The organism is Arthrobacter sp. TRD_SC_6 (assembly GCF_055361185.1).
Map to the genome: position 1 here is coordinate 2,010,109 of NZ_CM143953.1, position 19,191 is coordinate 2,029,299.

Annotated in this window: 12 protein-coding genes; all 12 read left to right on the plus strand. The window is 64.8% G+C overall.

Annotated elements, in window-relative coordinates; all coding sequences use genetic code 11:
* Positions 1–5 precede the first annotated feature (5 nt).
* The 12 genes from ACWA1U_RS09565 (at position 6) to ACWA1U_RS09620 (ending at position 19,024) form a co-directional block, all read left to right on the plus strand.
* Positions 6–1,391, plus strand: coding sequence for a DUF58 domain-containing protein (locus ACWA1U_RS09565; protein WP_463721973.1), 1,386 nt, complete (start codon positions 6–8; stop codon positions 1,389–1,391).
* The gene (locus ACWA1U_RS09570; RefSeq protein ID WP_463721974.1) at positions 1,388–3,784 is read left to right on the plus strand and encodes a transglutaminase TgpA family protein; all 2,397 of its coding nucleotides are present in this window, start codon (positions 1,388–1,390) and stop codon (positions 3,782–3,784) included. The genes ACWA1U_RS09565 and ACWA1U_RS09570 overlap by 4 nt, the downstream gene beginning before the upstream one ends.
* Before the next feature lie 182 nt (positions 3,785–3,966).
* Positions 3,967–5,256, plus strand: coding sequence for an RDD family protein (locus ACWA1U_RS09575; protein WP_463721975.1), 1,290 nt, complete (start codon positions 3,967–3,969; stop codon positions 5,254–5,256).
* A complete protein-coding gene (locus ACWA1U_RS09580) occupies positions 5,253–6,098 on the plus strand; it encodes a PP2C family protein-serine/threonine phosphatase (RefSeq protein ID WP_463721976.1) in 846 nt (281 codons plus the stop codon). Before ACWA1U_RS09575 ends, ACWA1U_RS09580 begins: the two co-directional genes overlap by 4 nt.
* Positions 6,095–8,095 (plus strand): hypothetical protein, encoded by a 2,001-nt coding sequence (locus ACWA1U_RS09585; RefSeq protein ID WP_463721977.1) that lies wholly within the window; start codon positions 6,095–6,097, stop codon positions 8,093–8,095. The genes ACWA1U_RS09580 and ACWA1U_RS09585 overlap by 4 nt, the downstream gene beginning before the upstream one ends.
* On the plus strand, positions 8,092–9,744 hold the full coding sequence (locus tag ACWA1U_RS09590) for a serine/threonine-protein kinase (protein ID WP_463721978.1): 1,653 nt from the start codon (positions 8,092–8,094) through the stop codon (positions 9,742–9,744). Before ACWA1U_RS09585 ends, ACWA1U_RS09590 begins: the two co-directional genes overlap by 4 nt.
* 16 nt (positions 9,745–9,760) lie before the next feature.
* Complete coding sequence (locus ACWA1U_RS09595; protein ID WP_463721979.1) at positions 9,761–10,468, plus strand: flagellar basal body rod protein FlgC; 708 nt, start codon at positions 9,761–9,763, stop codon at positions 10,466–10,468.
* A gap of 27 nt (positions 10,469–10,495) precedes the next feature.
* Positions 10,496–14,935 carry an FtsK/SpoIIIE domain-containing protein gene (locus ACWA1U_RS09600; protein WP_463721980.1) on the plus strand — a complete coding sequence of 1,480 codons (4,440 nt, stop codon included), beginning with the start codon at positions 10,496–10,498 and terminating at the stop codon, positions 14,933–14,935.
* Positions 14,936–15,134: 199 nt separating this feature from the next.
* A complete protein-coding gene (locus tag ACWA1U_RS09605; protein WP_463721981.1) occupies positions 15,135–15,404 on the plus strand; it encodes a WXG100 family type VII secretion target in 270 nt (89 codons plus the stop codon).
* A gap of 127 nt (positions 15,405–15,531) precedes the next feature.
* A complete protein-coding gene (ligA, locus tag ACWA1U_RS09610; protein ID WP_463724999.1) occupies positions 15,532–17,733 on the plus strand; it encodes an NAD-dependent DNA ligase LigA in 2,202 nt (733 codons plus the stop codon).
* Positions 17,730–18,566, plus strand: coding sequence for an inositol monophosphatase family protein (locus tag ACWA1U_RS09615; protein WP_463721982.1), 837 nt, complete (start codon positions 17,730–17,732; stop codon positions 18,564–18,566). The genes ligA and ACWA1U_RS09615 overlap by 4 nt, the downstream gene beginning before the upstream one ends.
* The gene (locus ACWA1U_RS09620; RefSeq protein WP_463721983.1) at positions 18,563–19,024 is read left to right on the plus strand and encodes a DUF2087 domain-containing protein; all 462 of its coding nucleotides are present in this window, start codon (positions 18,563–18,565) and stop codon (positions 19,022–19,024) included. Before ACWA1U_RS09615 ends, ACWA1U_RS09620 begins: the two co-directional genes overlap by 4 nt.
* The last annotated feature ends 167 nt before the right edge of the window (positions 19,025–19,191 follow it).

Genomic DNA, 19,191 nt, shown 5'->3' on the forward strand with positions numbered 1-19,191 from the left:
ACTCCATGAGTACCGATACAGCGGAAAAACGCGCGTCACGGCGACGCACCGCCGAGCAGGCGCGTAAGCGCAGGGCCCCAGCCTCGCCGCGCTCGAAGGCGGCAGGTGGGGTCGGCAAGGCGCCGTCGTCGTCGCGCCTTCACCCACGCTCGCTCACCAGGGAAACGCTGCAGCTTGCCACGGCCGCGCTTGGCCCGGCCCTCGACCGGACACGGACTTTTCTAAAGACGTACTGCGAGCCGGTGCTGGGGATCGTCAGCCCGCTTGGCTGGATCATGGCGGCGGTCGTCGTCGTCTTCTGGATCGTCGGGCTGGTGTTCGACTGGCGTGAAGCCATTGTTGCCGCCGTACTGGGCTCCGCCCTCTTCCTTCTCGCGATCGGGTTCATCGTTGGCCGCTCCGCCTATGCCGTCGAGCTGGACCTGACCCGCACCAGGGTTGCAGTGGGGGACCGTGCGGTGGGAAGCGTTTCGGTATCCAACACCTCGGCGAAGCCGCTGTTGCCGGCGTCGCTGGAACTGCCGGTGGGTTCGGCGACGGCGATCTTCCACCTGCCGCGCCTGAAGCCCAAACAGGTGCATGAGGACCTGTTCACCATTCCCACGCAGCGCCGCGCGGTGATCGTGGTGGGTCCGGTCCGGTCGGTGCGCGCCGATCCGCTCAGCCTCCTGCGCAGGCAGGTTTTCTGGACCGAGCCCACGGACCTCTACGTGCACCCGAAAACGGTGGCACTCGTGGGGTCCGCTGCCGGATTCATCAGGGACCTGGAAGGCTTGCCGACCAAGGATCTCTCAAGCGCGGACGTTTCGTTCCACGCGCTGCGGGACTACGTGCCAGGTGATGACCGCCGGCATATCCACTGGAAGACAACGGCACGCACGGGCAAGCTCATGGTCCGCCAGTTCGAGGAAACCCGCCGTTCCCACCTCGCTGTTGCCCTGTCGACCAATACAAATGAGTATGCGTCGGAGGCTGAGTTCGAGATGGGTATTTCCGTGGCCGGTTCCATCGGGCTGCAGGCCATCCGCGAGCAGCGGAACCTCAGCGTGCTGACCCAGGACGGTCCATTGCGCTCTGAAACCGGACGGAACCTGCTGGATGACATGACGCGGATCCAGGGCCGCAACAGGCGCGCCAACGCGGTTGACCTGGCGAGGACGACGGCGGACACCGTACCTAACGCTTCCGTGGTGTTCTTCGTGGTGGGCCCGAACGTGACCCCTTCCCAGCTCCGCTCCGCTGCTGCATCGATTTCGCCTGGCATCCGCTGCATCGCGATCCGTTGCGTTGCGGACCAGGAGCAGCGCAGGGCCACCATCGGTGACCTGACCGTCCTGACCATCAACAACCTTGCCGACCTTCCCATGATTCTTCGTAAGGCCGCAGCATGAGCCGCCGGGCCGGCAGTATGAGCCGCGAAGCCCGTCCCTTGCCCGGACGCGTGCAGGCTCTCATTGACTGGGGCGTACTCGTCCTTCTCCTCGGGCTCGGAGTATTCGGTTTCGCGCCCACTTTCGGCGGTGATCCGCGTTATCTTATCGCCGGTTTCGGTGGAATTGGGCTCGGGCTCGGCACCGCCTGGCTGAGCACCCGCTTCCGATGGGGCTTCTGGCCCACCGCCGGAGTGTTGCTTGGCGCCTACCTGTTGCTCGGCAATGCCCTGGCCGTACCCGTCGAGTCCTTCCTTGGCTTCCTGCCAACGCTTGAGTCGCTGCGGGTGCTGATCGTCGGCGTCGTCTTCTCCTGGAAGGACCTCCTGACTGTCGCTGACCCGGTGGGCGTGGGACGGGGAATGCTGATTGTGCCGTTCCTGTCTGCGCTGGTGGCGTCAGCAGTCGCCGGACTCCTCGCCTGGAGGGTACGCACTCCGTACTGGGTCCTGCTACCGGTACTCAGCCTGTTTGTGGTCAGCATCGCCTTCGGCACCAACCGCGCGTCATTCCCGGAGGTCCGCGGGATCCTGCTGATCGTGGCTGCGGCGGCGTGGCTGGCCTACCGCCGCGATATCGCGAGAACCGATGACACAACGAACCTGTCAGCCAACTCGCCCGGCCAGGACGCCGCCGTCGTCCGCTCCGGGCGCCTGCGCCGGCTTGGCCTGGGTGGTGCTGTCCTCGCCGTCGCGACCGTCCTGACCCTCGTGGTGAGCCCGGTGGTTGCCGACAGCAGGGACAGGGACGTTCTGCGGGACGTTGTTGAACCGCCCGTTGACCTGTTCGATTACCCGAGCCCCCTCACCAGCTTCCGCAAGTACGTGAAGGACCAGACCGACGAAACGCTCCTGACGGTGCGGGGCCTGCCAGAAGGCCAGCGCATCCGTCTCGCCGCGATGGACGCCTACGACGGCGTCGTGTACAACGTGAACCCGCAGGCGGCGGGCAACTTCGCGCGGGTGGGCGACGCGCAACAGCTCGGCAGCACCGAGGACGTCGGTGACGAAGAGGGAACCATCGCGACGCTCGACATCACCATCGAAGGCTATAACGGGGTCTGGCTGCCGTCCGGCGGCGAACTCCTCGGCATGGACCTGCAGGGCCCCCGTGCGCAGGAACTGAACCGGTCCCTGTACTACAACGACGACGCCCTCACCGCACTCTCGACCATCGGCGTCCAGTCCGGTGACTCCTACAGCGTCAATGTGGTTTTCCCGGACTTCCCCGGGGACGAGGTGCTCACCCAGTACGGTTTCGCCGGTCTGAGCCTGCCGCGGGTGCAGAACGATCCTCCGGTGATTGCTTCGAAGGCGAGCGAGTACGTCGGAGAGGTCTCCGAACCGATCGAGCGCGTCCGCCGCCTGGAACAGGTGCTGAGTGCTCAGGGCTTCTTCAGCAACGGCAAGGACGGTGAGGCTCCATCGCTGCCCGGTCACGGTGCCGCGAGGATGCTCAACCTGCTCGACGCCGAGCAGATGGTGGGCGACGACGAACAGTACGCCGTGGCCATGGCCCTCATGGCCCGCAAACTTAATATCCCTGCACGCGTGGTGATGGGTTTCTATCCGGACTGGGAAGAGATCGAAGATCCCAGCGCGCCGATTGCCCTGACCGGCGACGACGTCCACGCCTGGGTCGAGATCGCATTCGACAACGCCGGGTGGGTTCCGTTCAATCCCACGCCGCCGGAGGACAACGAGCCGGTTCCACCGCAGCAGCAGCCTCGCTCATCGCCGAAGCCGCAGGTGCTCCAGCCGCCTCCGCCCCCGCAGGAACCCGCGGAACTGCCACCGGACTCGGCACCGGAACCCCAGGACGCCGAAGACCGCGAGAAGGATTTCTGGGACGACTTCGGACCATGGCTTCAGATCATCCTGATAGCGCTCATCCCGCTTGCTGTCCTCTTGCTGCCGCTGCTGGTCATCGCACTGCTGAAGGTACGACGGCGGAAGCGGCGGCTGAACGTCGGCGCGCCTTCGCAGCGGGTTGGCGGTGGCTGGAGCGAGGTCGTTAGCCTTGCAACGGACCTGGGCGCCGACACCAACGCGAAAGCAACCCGCAGGGAAAGCGCCCGCGAACTGGTGGATGCTTTCCCCGTGAGCGCCGGTTCGACCACCCTGCTCGCTGAACGAGCGGATGCAAATATCTTCTCCGCAGGTGAACCTACCGAGGAGGAAGTTCAGGAGTACTGGGGCGGGGTGGACCGGTCACTGAATGACATGCGTGGCTCGGTTGGCTGGTTCAGGCGCCAGCGCGCCAGGTTCTCGCCGCGCTCGCTGATCCGTGAAACCCGGTCGCGGATGGGCGCTCAGGGCGGCTCCGACGCGGGCGGTCGACGGCGCAACCCATGAGTCCGGCAGGTAATGAATGCCCGCGCTGCGCCTCCAAGGTAACGCCGGGAACCGCGTTTTGCGTCAGATGTGGGGCGGCTATTCCCAATCGGAGCGCTCATATCCGTACAGTGGAGCCACTGGACGGTGCGGAACCGTCCGAGAATAGCCGCCTGTTCGGCGGAAGAGGGGATCAGCGAACCATGGCCCAGCTCAACCTGGAGAACGGTTCCGCAGGAAAGCGCCTCGCCGCGAAACTGCTGGACGGGGTTCCCTCGGCGTTGATCACCGGTGCCGCCACCCTCGTCGGCATGCCGCTTATTGGCTACGAGCAGATATCGGCGGAAGCCGCGGTGCTCGACCTCAGCATGTTCTACGTGGTGCTGGGGATCGGCAGCCTGGTCTCGTTGATCTACTGGATCTGTATGTTGGGGTGGGAAGCGAAGACAGGCAAGACCCTGGGCAATGTGACGCTGGGGCTGCGGACCACGAGCCTCGAGGGACTAGCGCCCGGATGGCTTGCAGTGTTTGTCCGCAGCCTGATTATCGGGCTTTCGGGCATCCTTCCTGTGATCGGGTTCGTCCTGGTGATGATTTCCAACCTCTTCGACTCACCGGATCAGCGCCAGGGCTGGCACGACAAGGCCGGCCGGACACTCGTTTTCGACGTGCGGCGTGGTCGGGATCCACTCACCACCGGCGGAATCGGCGGACCGGCGTCCTTCGCCCCGGAACCGCCACCTCCGGCGGTGATGCCCGTTCCGTCGCCGATGGCCTCCCACCGGTTCCCGACTCCCGAGGAAGCACCAACCAGTGCACCCGGTTCGACGCCGGTGCTCGCCGGTCCGGCGCATGAGCCGGATCCCTGGGCGCAGGCGCCTGCCCCTGCACCTCCTCATCAGGCTTCGCCAGCTCCGGTTCCTGCTTCTCCGGTCCCTCCCTATCAAGCTTCGCCGGTCGCGACAGCACCCGGGCCGGCGTCGTTCGCGCCGCCTTCTCCTCCGGCGCCGGTCCCCCCTGCGCCCGTGGCCTCCGTGCCGTTTACTTCCATGCCGGAAAGAATCCCGACCGGCCGGACAACACCGCTGCCCGAAAACCAACCTACGCATCCGGATCTCGAAGCGGAGCAGACCGTCGTGACCCGGCGATCCGCCAACCGGGGCGTGAGGATAGTGCTCGACGACGGCCGTAACCTCCTGTTGCAGTCCGAGGCGCTCATCGGGCGAAATCCGGCCGCAAGCACTTCCGGTGCCGGCGCTACACCGGAGCTGATACCAGTGAAAGATGAGGGCCGTTCAGTGTCGAAGACCCACCTGGAGCTGCGGGTGGAGGGCGGCCGGTTGTGGGTCACCGACCGTAACTCGACGAACGGAAGCGCCATTACAGGCAGCGACGGTGTTCACAAGACGCTTCCCGGAGGTCAGCCACACCTGGCGGAACCGGGTTCCACGGTACATTTCGGTGACCGGCATTTCCGCGTGGAGCAGCCGTGAATACACACGAACAGACGAAGGGCTGGAACATCAAACTGAACGTCGGGTACGCGACAGACCGCGGCCTCAAACGCGAACTCAATGAAGACTCGCTGATCGCTGCTGATCCGATCTTCGCCGTTGCCGATGGAATGGGCGGGCACGAGGCAGGGGAAATAGCCTCCGGGATCTGCGTTCGGACGCTTGGCGAGAGCAGCATTGTCGGTGAGCATATGCCGCAATTCTCCGCTGCAGACCTCGAGGAACTGCTGCGCACCGCGGATGAGCAGATCCGCTCTGAAACCGGTGGACGGGCGGGCACCACGCTGTCCGGTGTGGTTCTCGTAGGGGAATCCGGTATGCCGTACTGGCTCTTCTTCAACGTCGGCGACTCCCGTACCTACCGCCTCAGCCAGGGGAAGTTCGGCCAGGTTTCCGTTGACCACTCAGAAGTCCAGGAACTTGTGGACCGTGGGCATATCACCTCCGAGCAGGCGGTGGGCCATCCCCGGCGGCACGTCATCACCAGGGCGCTGGGCACTGGCGACGATTCCGAAGCTGACTACTGGCTCATGCCGGTCGAAACAGGCGACCGCATCCTGATCTGTTCCGATGGGCTGAGCACGGAGGTGTCCGAGGAACGGATCTGCAACATGATCAGTTCGATCAAGGATCCTCAACAGGCGGCAGACGCGCTGGTCCAGGAAACGTTGAGCTGCGGGGCACGGGACAACGTCACCGTCATCATCCTCGACGCGCTCGGGGTGGACGACGACGTAGACCTGCAGACCACGGCACCACGCAGCAAAGACTCCGAGTCCGAGACGGCCGTACTCCCTGTTGTCGAGGAAGAACCACAATGACCATCCGCTACTCACCCGGCGGGGACTGGGTCTGCGTAGCCCGGGGAAGCATAGTCGTTTTGGTGCCTGGCGCCACTGCGCCTGACGTGGTGGACGCACTGTGGGAAACACTGGGGGACGGCGCTGACCTCCGGACAGTCCTGCAGATAGTCACGGGCGGATTCGGGACCGGTCTAGCGGCCATGCCCCCGTTTGGTGTGGTCTCGAACGCCGAGCGCCTCCATGTGCTGCTTCGCGGGCCTGTCCGCCTGAGTGTCGCGAACGGCGCCGACGCCCGGACTGACGCCGTGGAGCTCACCGGTGATCACGTGACGACGTGGACTGAACGGATTCTCGACGGCGGAACCACTGGCTTCACGTTGAGCGCAGGTGAGGACGACGGCGGCACTGGGGTTTCGTACGTACTCGAAGCCGGCGTGGTCCGGGCCCACACCGTGCGCGTTGGCACACCGCCCGTTCCTTCGGACGCCCGACCGGTTGGCGCGAAGTCCGAGAGTCCTCCTGGAGCGCCCGCCGTTACCGTTGCGCCCGCCGCTGCTGCACCTGCTGTTACGCCTACGCCTGCCAGTGCCAGTGCCTTTTCCCCGGCTTCCGAGGAACCGTCACATGAGGAACCGGAGCAGGCCTTCACCGGTGCGCTCGAAGCCGAGGAGTCGGCGACGATCAACCCGAACTTCTTCCTTCCAGATGGCGGCGGGAGCACAGATCCGAAACCTGGCGAACCGTTCGACCCCAGGTCAGAGGAGGTCAACGGAGACACCATTGGGGCGCAAACAATGGGTGCACCCTACGAAGACGGCGAAACCGAAGACGACGCGGACGAAGACGGCGCGGACGTTAGCGGCGACGACGACGCGCACGGCGGCGCTGCAGAAACATTCGGCGCTGCCGAAACACCCGACGCTGCTGAACCGGACACCGCAACCGAAGCCGGCACCGCTGCCGAACCTGGAGAAATAGACGGTCTCGAAGATCCCGAGCTGTCTACGACCGGGTATGACCACTTCTGGGACCGGACAGTGGTCCGTCGCGTGGAAGATGCCGCCATCAGGTCCTCGGACGAGGACGAGGCCGATGAGGCTCCGCAGGGTTCTCAAGGCTCTGCTGCCCACCAAGTGGACGGCGCATCAGCGACTCCGGACGGAGTGGATTCCCCTGAAGCGTCCGGCCCGGCGCAGGCTACCAGGGAAGAACCAGTAGCTATCCCACGGAGTCCGTTGCCCACCAGCGGGGGCGGGGCGCCGCCGTCGTCGTCGGGCATGATCGACTCGGTTCCGTGGGCTCGGTCACGGCAAACCGAGACGGAACCGCCAGCTGAACCGCAGCCGGCACCGCAACCTCCGAACGGACCAGCGGCCAAACCTGCAACACAGCTCCCAGAGCCGGCGACAGGAGTGCCATCCAGCTCCGCCGGAAGCCTCGAAGCCTCCGACGACCACGACGGCCAGACCGTCATGCGCAGCGACCTGCCCGGCAATGGCCTGGAAAACCCGCCGGAACAAGCCACCGGTCAGGGCACCGACCCCCGGCCAGGCACGGGCCCGCTGGTCCTCGCGCGTCTGTGCGCGCAGGGCCACGCCAACCCACCCGAAGCTCCAAGCTGCGCAACCTGTTCGCTGGTGCTCAGTTCGGAACCGTTGGAGGTCCGTAGGCCGAGCCTCGGCACCATGCGCATCTCTTCCGGGGAGGTCGTGGAGCTGGACCAGTCCCTGATCATCGGACGCCAGCCTTCAGTGTCCCGCGTCCAGGGCCGGGAAATGCCGAAGCTGGTCCAGGTAACTAGTGAGGGCGGCGACATCTCGCGCTCGCACGTTGAGGTCCGCCTCGACGGCTGGCACGTGCTCCTATGCGACCTCCGCGCGACGAACGGCACCGTACTGATCCGCTCGGGCCACCCGCCGCGGCGTCTCGGTGAGGGCGAAACAGCGTTCCTGCTCGACGGCGATGTTGCGCAGCTCGGCGACGACGTCTTCCTCCGGTTCGAGGGACTGCGATGAGTGCAAGGCGCGCGGCTGCCCCGCCACCGCACATTCCCGGCTACCGCTACGTCAGCCTGCTGGGTTCGGGCGGCTTCTCCGACGTGTACCTGTACGAACAGGACCGGCCGCGCCGCAAGGTCGCCGTCAAGGTGCTGGTTGCGGGCCTGCTGACGGAAGGTGCCCGGCGGGCGTTCGAGTCCGAGGCCAACCTCATGGCCCAGCTCTCCACCCACCCGTACATCGTGACAATCTACGAGGCCAACATCACGGCGGACGGCCACTCCTACCTGGCCATGGAGTTCTGCTCCCGTCCGAGCCTTGACGTGCGCTACCGGCGGGGGAGGCTCTCCCTGGCGGAAACACTCACGGTCGGTATCCAGGTGGCGTCGGCGGTTGAGTCCGCGCACCGGGCCGGAATTGTGCACCGCGACATCAAGCCGGCGAACATCCTGGTGACCGACTACAACCGGCCAGCGCTCACCGACTTCGGTATCTCCGGCACCACCGACGGACCGGACGACGACGATCTCGGGATGTCCATTCCATGGTCGCCCCCGGAGGCGTTCCAGGGCGGGAACATCGACGGCATCCGCATGGACGTGTGGTCGCTGGGGGCCACCGTGTACACGCTGCTCGCCGGCCGGTCACCCTTCGTGTTCCCGGGCATGGACAATTCCCAGACCCAGCTGATGGACCGGATCGGTTCGATGCCGCTTGCGCGGATCGGCCGGGATGATGTCCCGGAGTCGGTCGAACTGGCGCTCGCCACGGCGATGGCCAAGAACCCGGCCTCCCGCTACAGCTCGGCGCACTCGTTTGCCCTCTCGCTGCAGCGTATCCAGACCGAGCTTGGCATCTCGGTGACTCCGTTCGAGGTGCTGGACGATACCGAGCACCTGCGGGAGGACGACGACGACGTCGAGGCCACCCGCGTGCGGAAGGTCGTCTCGATCGACCCGGAGTCTTCGACGTTCTCGCCGACCTTTCCGAGCGCCGCAGGAACTGCTCCAGTGACCACCCCGAGACCGGCCGCTGCTCCGGAGCTGCAGCCGCCGTCGTCCTCTGTTATTCCCGCGCGGACCGCCCCAGCCGCGCCGGAGGACGATGCCTGGCGGGAGCGGACCGTGCTGCGCGGGCGCGAGCCGCACGCCGATTCGCTGCGGATGGACACGACCATCAACCGCCCGGGGGGCGCAGCGCAGGAAAGTGGGGCAACTGCCACCGGCATTGAAGACGACGCCCCGCCCCGAAAGCGCGGCCGGCTGGTCGGCGTGCTGGTGGGCATCGTGCTGCTGGTCGGCGCCGCCGTAGGGGTGGTCGCCGTTATCAACGGCCAGCCTGAAGACACACCTACCGTTGCACCGCCCACCCAACCACCGCCGGACGCACTGGCCGGCGTGGAAGGGGTGGTTTCACCGCCGACGGACATCGCGGGCGCAGAGGCCGGTGCCAAGACCGCTTTCACCTGGACCAATCCGGACCCGCAGGAGGGTGACCTCTACCGGTATCGGACGGTTACCGTGCAGGATGAGGGCGAATGGGTCCGCACAGTACAGACTGATGCTGAAGTCACGCCCAATCCTGACGGACCCACCTGTGTTGATGTACAAATAGTTCGGGCCAATGGAACGGCGTCCGAACCTGTCCGTTCCTGCTGGCCTGAATAATCGAAGGGAAACACGCGTGGGGGAACTCGCAATAGATTTTTGCGGTGAATGGCACGAGCCGAAGGAGGACGAACCCTTCAACATCGGCAGGGAAGGCGACCTTGAGGTCGACGACAACCCTTACCTGCACCGCAAATTCCTTGCCATTGAACGCCAGAACGGCATGTGGTGGCTCAGCAATGTAGGCACAATGATCTCCGCGACCGTGGCGGACACCACGGGCGGCATGCAGGCCTGGGTGTCTCCCGGTGCCCGTATTCCGCTGGTGTTCGGCCAGACCCGCGTGGTGTTCACTGCCGGACCAACCACCTACGAGTTCGACGTCCACCTGAAGACCCCCGCGTTCCGGCAGGAACGGCAGGTCGATGACGGCTCCGGAACAACGACGATCGGCCCGGTGCGTTTCACCGATTCGCAGCGGGCGCTCATCGTTGCGCTCGCAGAACCGATGCTGCGCCGTGAAGGCACGGGCTTCAGCTCCATTCCGTCTTCCGCCGATGCGGCGAAACGCCTCGGATGGGCGCTGACCAAGTTCAACCGGAAGCTCGACAACGTCTGCGACAAGCTGGACCGGGTGGGCGTGGTTGGACTGCGGGGAGGCGGTGGCAAGCTCGCGACCAACAGGCGTGCGCGGCTGGTTGAGCACGCAGTCACCTCGCACATTGTCACACCCGAGGACCTTCCCCTGCTGGAAACGATGAAGGGCAAGGCCGATGAGGACTAGGCAAAACTCGAAGAACCGGCAGGACGCATGAAGCTGCGGTTGACGCTGCGGCGTGATCCTGACCCGTCCAAGGATCTCGCGGTAACCGTAGATGGTCTTGCGACTGTCAGCGACGTAGCCCATGAACTGTACGTTGCCGATCCCGGGCGCGCAGGCGCAAAGCCACCGGGGGAGCTCTCGCTGACGGTAGAAGAATCGTATGTGGCAGGAGGCATGCGGGGGCGTACCCTGAACCCTTCCGTGAGCCTGTTTGAATCCGGACTGCGGCCGGGGTCCACCGTGACCATCAGCCGGGTCAGCGAGCAGTTCAACGTGCCCGGCCAGGACCGCGGCCCGGCGGTGGCCACTCTGCGGGTGTTGTCAGGGCCCGACGCCGGCAAGGAGTTCTCGCTGCCAGCCGGCGCGAGCTACCTCGGCCGGGACCGGAACTCCGACATCCGCTTCTCCGACCCGATGATGTCCAAGCGCCACGCACGGATCAACGTGGCGGACGGCATCGAGATCATGGACACCAATTCAGCCAACGGGTTGCTGATGGGCGGCACCCGCGTGGCGCGGACCGTGCTTTCATCAGCTGACGAGGTGACGCTCGGAGGCACCACCATTGCCGTGGTTCCGCTGAGCCGCGGTTATTCGGCTGACTCCACCAACCCGCTGGTCGAGTTCAACAGGTCGCCGCGCGTGGTTCCCGCGTTCAACGAAAAGACCAAGCAGGTTCCCGAGGGTCCGCGCCGGCCGACTCCGTTTCGCTTCCCATATCTCATGCTTATTGCGCCGGTCCTCATGGGCGGGGCGATGTTCCTCTTCACGCGCAGCCCGTTCAGCCTCATTTTCATGTTCATGATGCCGATGATCCTGGTCAGCGTTTATTTCGACCAGCGCATGACCGCCCGCAGGACACTGAGGGAAGGGATCGAGCAGTTCCGCGGCGCCATGGCGTTCTTCAGGAGCGACATAGAGCGCTCCCGGAAGGTTGAACGTGCAGTCCGCCACGCAGAAGCTCCATCGGTCGCGGACACCGTTGACGCCATCTACAAGCTGGGGCCGCTGCTGTGGACCCATCGGCCCGAGCACGATCACTTCCTCAGCCTGCGCTTCGGCACGGGGAGCGCACCGACGCGGATCGAGATCAGTGACCCCGCCGGGTCGGACACGCTGCCCGAGTATTCGGAGGAGATCCGCGACACCGTCGAGGAGTACGCCTACATCGACGATGTGCCGATCGTGGCGAACCTCCGACTGTCCGGAGCGCTGGGTGTTGCCGGTGCCCGCGGAGTGGTCGACGACGTCGCACGCGGCCTCGTGATCCAGGCGATCGGCCTGCACTCGCCAGCCGAGCTGGCCGTCGCTGCCCTCACCTCGGTCCAGTCCAAAGAGCGGTGGGCCTGGCTTCAGTGGCTCCCGCACACCGGTTCAGTGCACAGCCCACTCTCCGGTGACCATCTCGCAGCCGGTCCCGCAGCCGGGGGATTGCTGCTGTCCCGGCTGGAAGACCTGGTTTCCACCAGGGCATCCGGAAGCAGCGGAATCGCGTTGCGTGGACGCCTCGACCCAGAAAAGGAAATGAAGCTGCCGTCGCCGGTGACGCCGTCGGTTCTGGTGGTGGTGGAAGACGACGTGACGGTTGACCGCGCGCGGCTCACCCGCCTCGCTGAAGCGGGAGCCGACGTCGGCGTCCACATGGTGTGGGTGGCCGGTTCCGTTGCGGCACTGCCGGCGGCCTGCCGCGACTTCCTGTTCGTTGATTCCGACAGCGCGAATGTGAGCGGGCAGGTACGTATCGGCGAACTGACGACGCCGGTGTCCTGCGAGAGCGTGGACCTTGAGGTTGCCGGCCAGCTGGCCCGGATGCTCGCCCCCGTGGTCGACGTCGGAAAGCCCGTGAATGATGATTCCGACCTGCCGCGCGCTGTCTCCTACGTGACGCTTGCAGGGCACGAGCTGATTGAGACGACCACCGCCGTAGCCGACCGCTGGACCGAGAACAACTCCGTGGCCTCCAGGGCGGTCCCCAACCGGAAGCACCAGGGGTCCTTGCGGGCGCTGGTGGGCTCCAAGGGTGTTGAACCGATGTACCTGGACCTCAAGACCGAGGGGCCGCACGCACTGGTCGGTGGAACCACCGGTGCGGGCAAGTCCGAGTTCCTGCAGTCCTGGGTGCTGGGAATGGCGGCGGCCTACAGCCCGGACCGGCTGACCTTCCTCTTCGTTGACTACAAGGGCGGTGCTGCTTTCGCGGACTGTGTAAAGCTGCCGCACACGGTCGGGCTTGTGACTGACCTTTCGCCACACCTGGTCCGGCGCGCGCTGACGTCCCTGCGGGCCGAACTGCACTTCCGCGAGCACCTGTTCAACCGGAAAAAGGCCAAGGACCTGCTCGCCATGGAACGCGAAGCGGACCCTGAGACGCCGCCGTCGCTGGTTATTGTCGTTGACGAATTCGCGGCGCTGGCGCGTGAGGTGCCCGAGTTCGTGGACGGTGTTGTCGATGTGGCTGCACGAGGACGCTCACTTGGCCTGCACCTGATTCTCGCCACGCAGCGTCCCTCGGGCGTGATCAAGGACAACCTGCGTGCCAACACCAACCTGCGAATTGCGCTGCGCATGGCGGACACCGACGATTCCCAGGACATCCTGGGTACGCCGATGGCCGCGTACTTCAGCCCGACAATTCCCGGACGTGGTGCCGCGAAGACCGGACCCGGGCGCATCCAGAGCTTCCAGACCGGTTATGCGGGCGGCTGGACCACCCGTGAGCCTGCCAGGCCACGCATCGACGTCGTCGAGATGGACTTCGGATCGGGCGCGCAGTGGGAATCGCTTGCAGCTGAAGCGGTGGCTGAGCCGAGCGGTGTGAACGACATCGCCCGGATTGTGGGCAACGTTTCGCAGGCGGCGTTGGAGCTCGGTGTGAAACCGCCAAGGAAGCCGTGGCTGGCGGAGCTTGCCGAAGCATACGACTTCTCCAAACTCCCCAATCCTCGTACCGACGAGTCCCTGCTGCTGGGCGTGGTTGATGACCCCGCTCACCAGGCGCAGCCTACGGTTTTCTACCACCCCGACGTCGACGGCAACCTCGCATTCCTGGGTGGGAGCGGCTCGGGCAAGTCGGCGGCACTGCGCACCCTGGCCATCGGTTCGGCCGTCACCGTGCGTGGCGGCCCCGTGCAGGTGTACGGCATCGACTGTGCCTCCAACGGGCTGCAGATGCTCGGCCAGTTGCCGCATGTGGGCGCGATCCTGGACGGCGAGGATTCCGAGCGGATCGGCCGCTTGCTGCGCTACATCCGGGGAATCATCAACGACCGTTCAGAGCAGTTCGCGGAGGTGAAGGCCGGCACCATCACCGATTACCGGCGGTTGGCTGACCGGCCTGAGGAACCCCGGATCCTGCTGATGATCGACGGAATCACCACCTTCCGCGAGTCCTACGAATTCAAGGGCCGGGACCGCCACTTCGAACTGTTCCAGCAAATCGCAACCGACGGCCGTCCCATGGGCGTGCACGTAGTTGTGACCGGCGAGCGCACAAATTCACTGCCGCCGTCGTTGGCTTCGTCCATCAGCCGCCGCGTTGTGCTGCGGATGGCCGCAAAGGACGACTACTCCACGCTCGGCGTTCCGCGGGATGTGCTCTCCAGCTCCTCGCCTCCGGGCAGGGGGCTGCTCGACGGCCTGGAACTGCAGCTGGCGGTCTTCGGTGGGAACGCGAACCTGGAACTGCAGGCCCGCGAGGTTGAGCGGATGCGTGATGCCATGCTGCGTCAGGGCGTTCCGCAGGCGCCGGGCGTTCTCAGCCTTCCCGAATCGATCGACCTGGACGTGCTGCCGCCAGCTGAGGTGGGGTCAGCGGTGGTCGGGGTTGACGACTTCAACCTGGAGCCGGCTGCCGTTGCCGCCACGGGGGCATTCATGATCTCCGGTCCGCCGGGGTCAGGGCGCACGGTGGCTTTGGTGACGCTCGCTGCCGCGCTGCAGAAGTCGTCGCCGAATACCAAGCGCATCTACTTCGGCGCGCGGCGGTCAACGGTGGCCTCACTCGGGCTGTGGGATGAAGCCTTCGCAACGCCGGCACTGGTACAGCCGGAGCTTGCGCGGCTGAGTGGGCTGGTGGATGGACCAGAGGGGTCCGTGGCCTTCTTCATCGAGGGGCTCACGGAGTTCACTGATTCACTGGCCGAGTTGGAGCTTTCCTCGCTGGTGAAGGCTGCCGTGAAATCAAGCCAGTGGGTGGTGGGTGAGGCCGAGTCGTCAACGTGGTCCAGTGCCTGGAACCTTTCAGGCCCCTTCAAGGCTGGGCGGCGCGGCCTGCTCCTCAACCCGAACGAGCTCGACGGCGATACGCTTCTGAATACCTCCCTCGGGCGAACCGCAGGCAACCGGTTCATCCCGGGCCGCGGTTACGTGATTGGCAGGGGGAAGGCGTACAAGGTCCAGGTCGCCACCACAATGGGTGCGGTGGAATGAGTGCTGCGGTGACGTGCTTGGGTAGCTTTCCCTGGGTAGTGCTGAGTGGGTAGCTCTATGTGGGTAGGTGTCCCCATCGACACGTCGCCGGTGGCTTGGATAGTTTGTAGTTAGTCGCCCGGACGGTAACCAAGAAGGAAATCGAACGGGCAGGCAGGTACCGGAGAAGCCGGACCGCCACATACGAAAGGTGGGGACCATGAGCAACATCACACACGGTAATAACCCGGAGCAGATGGGACAGCTGTCACAGCTGCTCAACCAGAAGTCCGAAGAACTGACCCAGACCGCCAGCCAGCTCACCCAGCAGCTTGCCAACACGGGCTGGGTTGGCCCGGACTCGGAGCGCTTCCGCGGTGACTGGGAAACCCACCGCGCGCAGCTCAGCCAGATCGCTGCGCAGCTGCAGGAAGTCAGCACCACGGTTCAGCGCAACCGCCAGGACCAGGAATCCACCTCCAGCAACTAGGTGGTTCGATGAACGGCCCGCAGCCAACCGGCTGCGGGCCGTTTTTTTTGTATAACCTGCAGTCCACGCGAATAGATCAAGACCGGAAACTGTCAGCGGTCTGGGGCAAGATAGGACCGTGGCCACAGTGAAACAGCAAGCTGATGAACCCTCGAACCCGGACGCATCCTCGGACGCAGCGCTGGAATCACCTGCGGATTCCCTGAAAGAGGAGTACGCCCTCCTGGTTGAGGAGGTACGCAAACACCGGTTCGCGTACTACAACGAGAACGCTCCCGTAGTTTCGGATGCCGAGTTTGACGAGTTATTCCTCCGGTTGGAACAGATCGAAGCTGAGCATCCTGAATTGGTGTCGAATGATTCCCCCACCCAGGAAGTAGGCGGAGACGTTTCGGCGGCCTTCGCTCCAGTGGCGCACCTGCAGCGGATGTATAGTCTCGAGGACGTCTTCTCCGAGGAAGAGCTTGATGCATGGGTCAAACGTGCCGAGGCGAGCATTGAGAACCAGCGCCCCGGCAGCACGGTCGGCTGGCTGACGGAGCTGAAGATCGATGGGCTGGCCGTCAATCTGCTCTACCGCAACGGTGAGCTTGTGCGGGCAGCTACCCGAGGGGACGGCACAACGGGTGAGGACATCACGCACAATGTGCTGACCATCAAGAGCATCCCGCGGGTCCTCAAAGGAACAGACCATCCAGCCGAAGTCGAGATCAGGGGAGAGGTTTTCTTCCCCTCGAAGGAGTTTGCACAGCTCAATGAGGCCATGGTGGAAGCTGGCAAGGCCCCTTTCGCCAATCCGAGGAACGCCGCTGCTGGATCACTCCGCCAGAAGGACCCTGAGCTGACTGCCCAGCGCCCCCTCGACATGTATGTGCACGGAATCGGTGCTCGCGTTGGGCTGGATGCCGAAAGCCAGTCCGAGACCTACGGGTTGCTCGAGCAATGGGGATTGCCCGTATCGCCGTACTTCAGGGTGTTCTCCTCCTACGAGGAGGTGCTGGAATTCATCAGGTATCACGGGGAGCATCGCCACGACCTGCTGCATGAGATCGATGGAATCGTTGTCAAGGTGGACAGCTTCGCGTTGCAGAGGGGACTGGGCCACACCTCCCGGGTTCCCCGCTGGGCGGTTGCTTACAAGTACCCGCCGGAAGAAGTGAACACCAAGCTGCTTAACATCATCGTCAGCGTGGGCAGGACCGGTCGGGTCACACCGTTCGGCCAGATGGAACCGGTCAAGGTGGCCGGCTCGACGGTGGGCCTGGCCACCCTGCACAACCAGGAGGTCGTGAAGGCCAAGGGCGTCATGATCGGCGACATCGTGGTGCTGCGGAAGGCTGGCGACGTCATACCGGAGATCGTGGGCCCTGTGATGGCACTGCGGGATAAACAGGACCCACCGGTCCGCGAGTTCGTCATGCCGACGGAGTGCCCCTCCTGCGGTACCGGGCTGCAGCCCGCGAAGGAGGGGGACGTGGACATCCGGTGCCCCAATGCCCGCTCGTGCCCGTCGCAGCTGCGGGAACGCGTGTTCCACCTCGCTGGCCGGGGCGCCTTCGACATCGAGGCGCTCGGTTACGAGGCGGCGATCGCGTTGACACAGCCTGCCGAGCCTGGCGTTCCACCGCTGACCACCGAGGCCGACCTCTTTGACCTCACGCCCGAGAAGCTGGCGGAGGTCAGGATCGAGCGGGACAAAAAGGTCAAAGGCGTGGTGATGGGCCGCGAACTCGTTCCCTACTTCTACTCGAAGGGGACGGCGAAGAAGCCGTCGGAGCCAAGCGCCACGACGCGAAAGCTCTTCATCGAGTTGGAGAAGGCGAAGAAGCAGCCGCTCTGGCGGGTGCTCGTGGCGCTTTCCATCCGGCATGTGGGGCCGACGGCGTCCCGTGCCCTCGCGACGGCGTTCGGTTCCATAGAGCGCATTCGCAGTGCGTCCGAGGAGGAGCTTGCCAACGTCGACGGCGTCGGACCGACCATCGCCGCGGCTCTTACCGAGTGGTTCGCAGAGGACTGGCACTGCGAGATCGTGGACCGCTGGGCGGCTGCCGGCGTCCGTATGGAGGACGAGGTCGACGAGTCGATACCCCGGACGCTCGAGGGACTCACCGTCGTCGTGACCGGGTCACTCGAGGGGTTCAGCCGGGATGAGGCGAAGGAAGCCATCATCATGAGGGGCGGTAAGGCTGCGGGGTCGGTGTCTAAGAACACCAGCTACGTAGTTGCCGGTGAAAATGCGGGAACCAAACGGGATAAGGCTGAACAGTTGGGTCTTGCCGTTCTTGATGAGGACGGATTCAGGAAGCTGCTCGCGGAAGGCAAAGCATGAAAACCAATTCCAGTCCGGCAGAGGTGCTGCATGTCGCGTTGCAGGCGGCTGAAGCCGGTGCTGCAGTGCTGCGTACCCGCAGCGAAGGTGAGTTGCAGGCCGAGACCAAGAGTTCGGGCAGCGACTGGGTTACCGCTTTCGATACTGCAGCTGAACGTGCCGTCCGTGATGTCATTTGGCGTGCGCGGCCGCATGATGCCATTACGGGCGAGGAGTATGGCACAACCGTTCCGGAGGGCCGCCCGTCGGGAGTGCGGTGGTCTATCGATCCGTTGGACGGAACCACCAACTTCATCCGCAACATCGTGTACTACGGGACCAGCGTCGCAGCAGTGGACGGCGACGGCGAGTGGCTGGCCGGGGTTGTGAACGCGCCCGCTCTGGACCGGGTGTACTGGGCTGCGCGGGGTCATGGAGCCTGGTTGCGGGAGCGCGGGGTGGAACGTCGTTTGGAAGGGCCGGTGGCTGGCCGGTCCGGAACCATTGTGGGGACTGGTTTTGTGTATAACCCGGATAACCGTGTGACGCAGTTGGGGGAGATCGGGCGGTTGCTGGAAGGTCACGGTGACCTGCGGCGGATCGGATCGGCAGCACTGGATTTGTGCATGGTGGCGGACGGCACACTGGATGCCTACCTTGAGCGCGGATTGAACGAGCATGACTGGGCGGCTGGTGCGCTCATTGCTGAGGAGGCTGGCGTTCCGGTGCGGCGGCAGTCGGTTACTTCGGTGCTGAATGGTGGTCCGGATGAGGCGGAGCGTTTCGGCGCGTTCACCGTCGCCGGGCCGCAGGAGTTGCTTGATCTTGCCGAGCAGCTGGAAGGGGAGCGGTGACGGTCAGTTGGCAGAAGATCTTCTCGACGCTCTCTGCGGTGCGCTTCCGTGAGCTCTATGCGCGGGCAGTGCTCGGTGAGGATCTTGACGCCACAGCCAAGGAACGCTCGAAGCTTGAGGCTGCCGGCCTGCTCCTGGAAGACGGTTCGGTGAATGGCGAACTGTTCAAGGACGTGTTGGCGGGTGCGTCTGGTCAGCGTCCTCAGGGCGTGGACCGGTTCTTCTCCGAGGGCAGGCTTGAGGGGTTGCCGGCGAACCCGGCGGACCGGTTGGCTGTTTTGGACCATCTTGCTGACCGGCTGTTTCCGGATGACCAGGTACTGGATGAGCCTTTTGTAAACCGGCTGGTCGGGACTGTCGCGAGGGATATCCCGACGTTACGGCGGGCGTTGGTGGACTACGGATTCGTTGAGCGGGAGGCGGACGGTACCGGCTATCGGCGCGTCCGGAAGGGGTAGATATCAGTAGTTACTTCTACGCGTGACGCAGGGCCGGCCGGACGGACCTGTTGTCCAAATGCGTAGGGGCGTCGAAGCCAAATCCGGCAGCCGTGGCCCGGTGCTGGGGTCTCTATGGCAACGGCTAAGCTCATATCTGATTATTTCGAATAAGTATGCGAACAGAA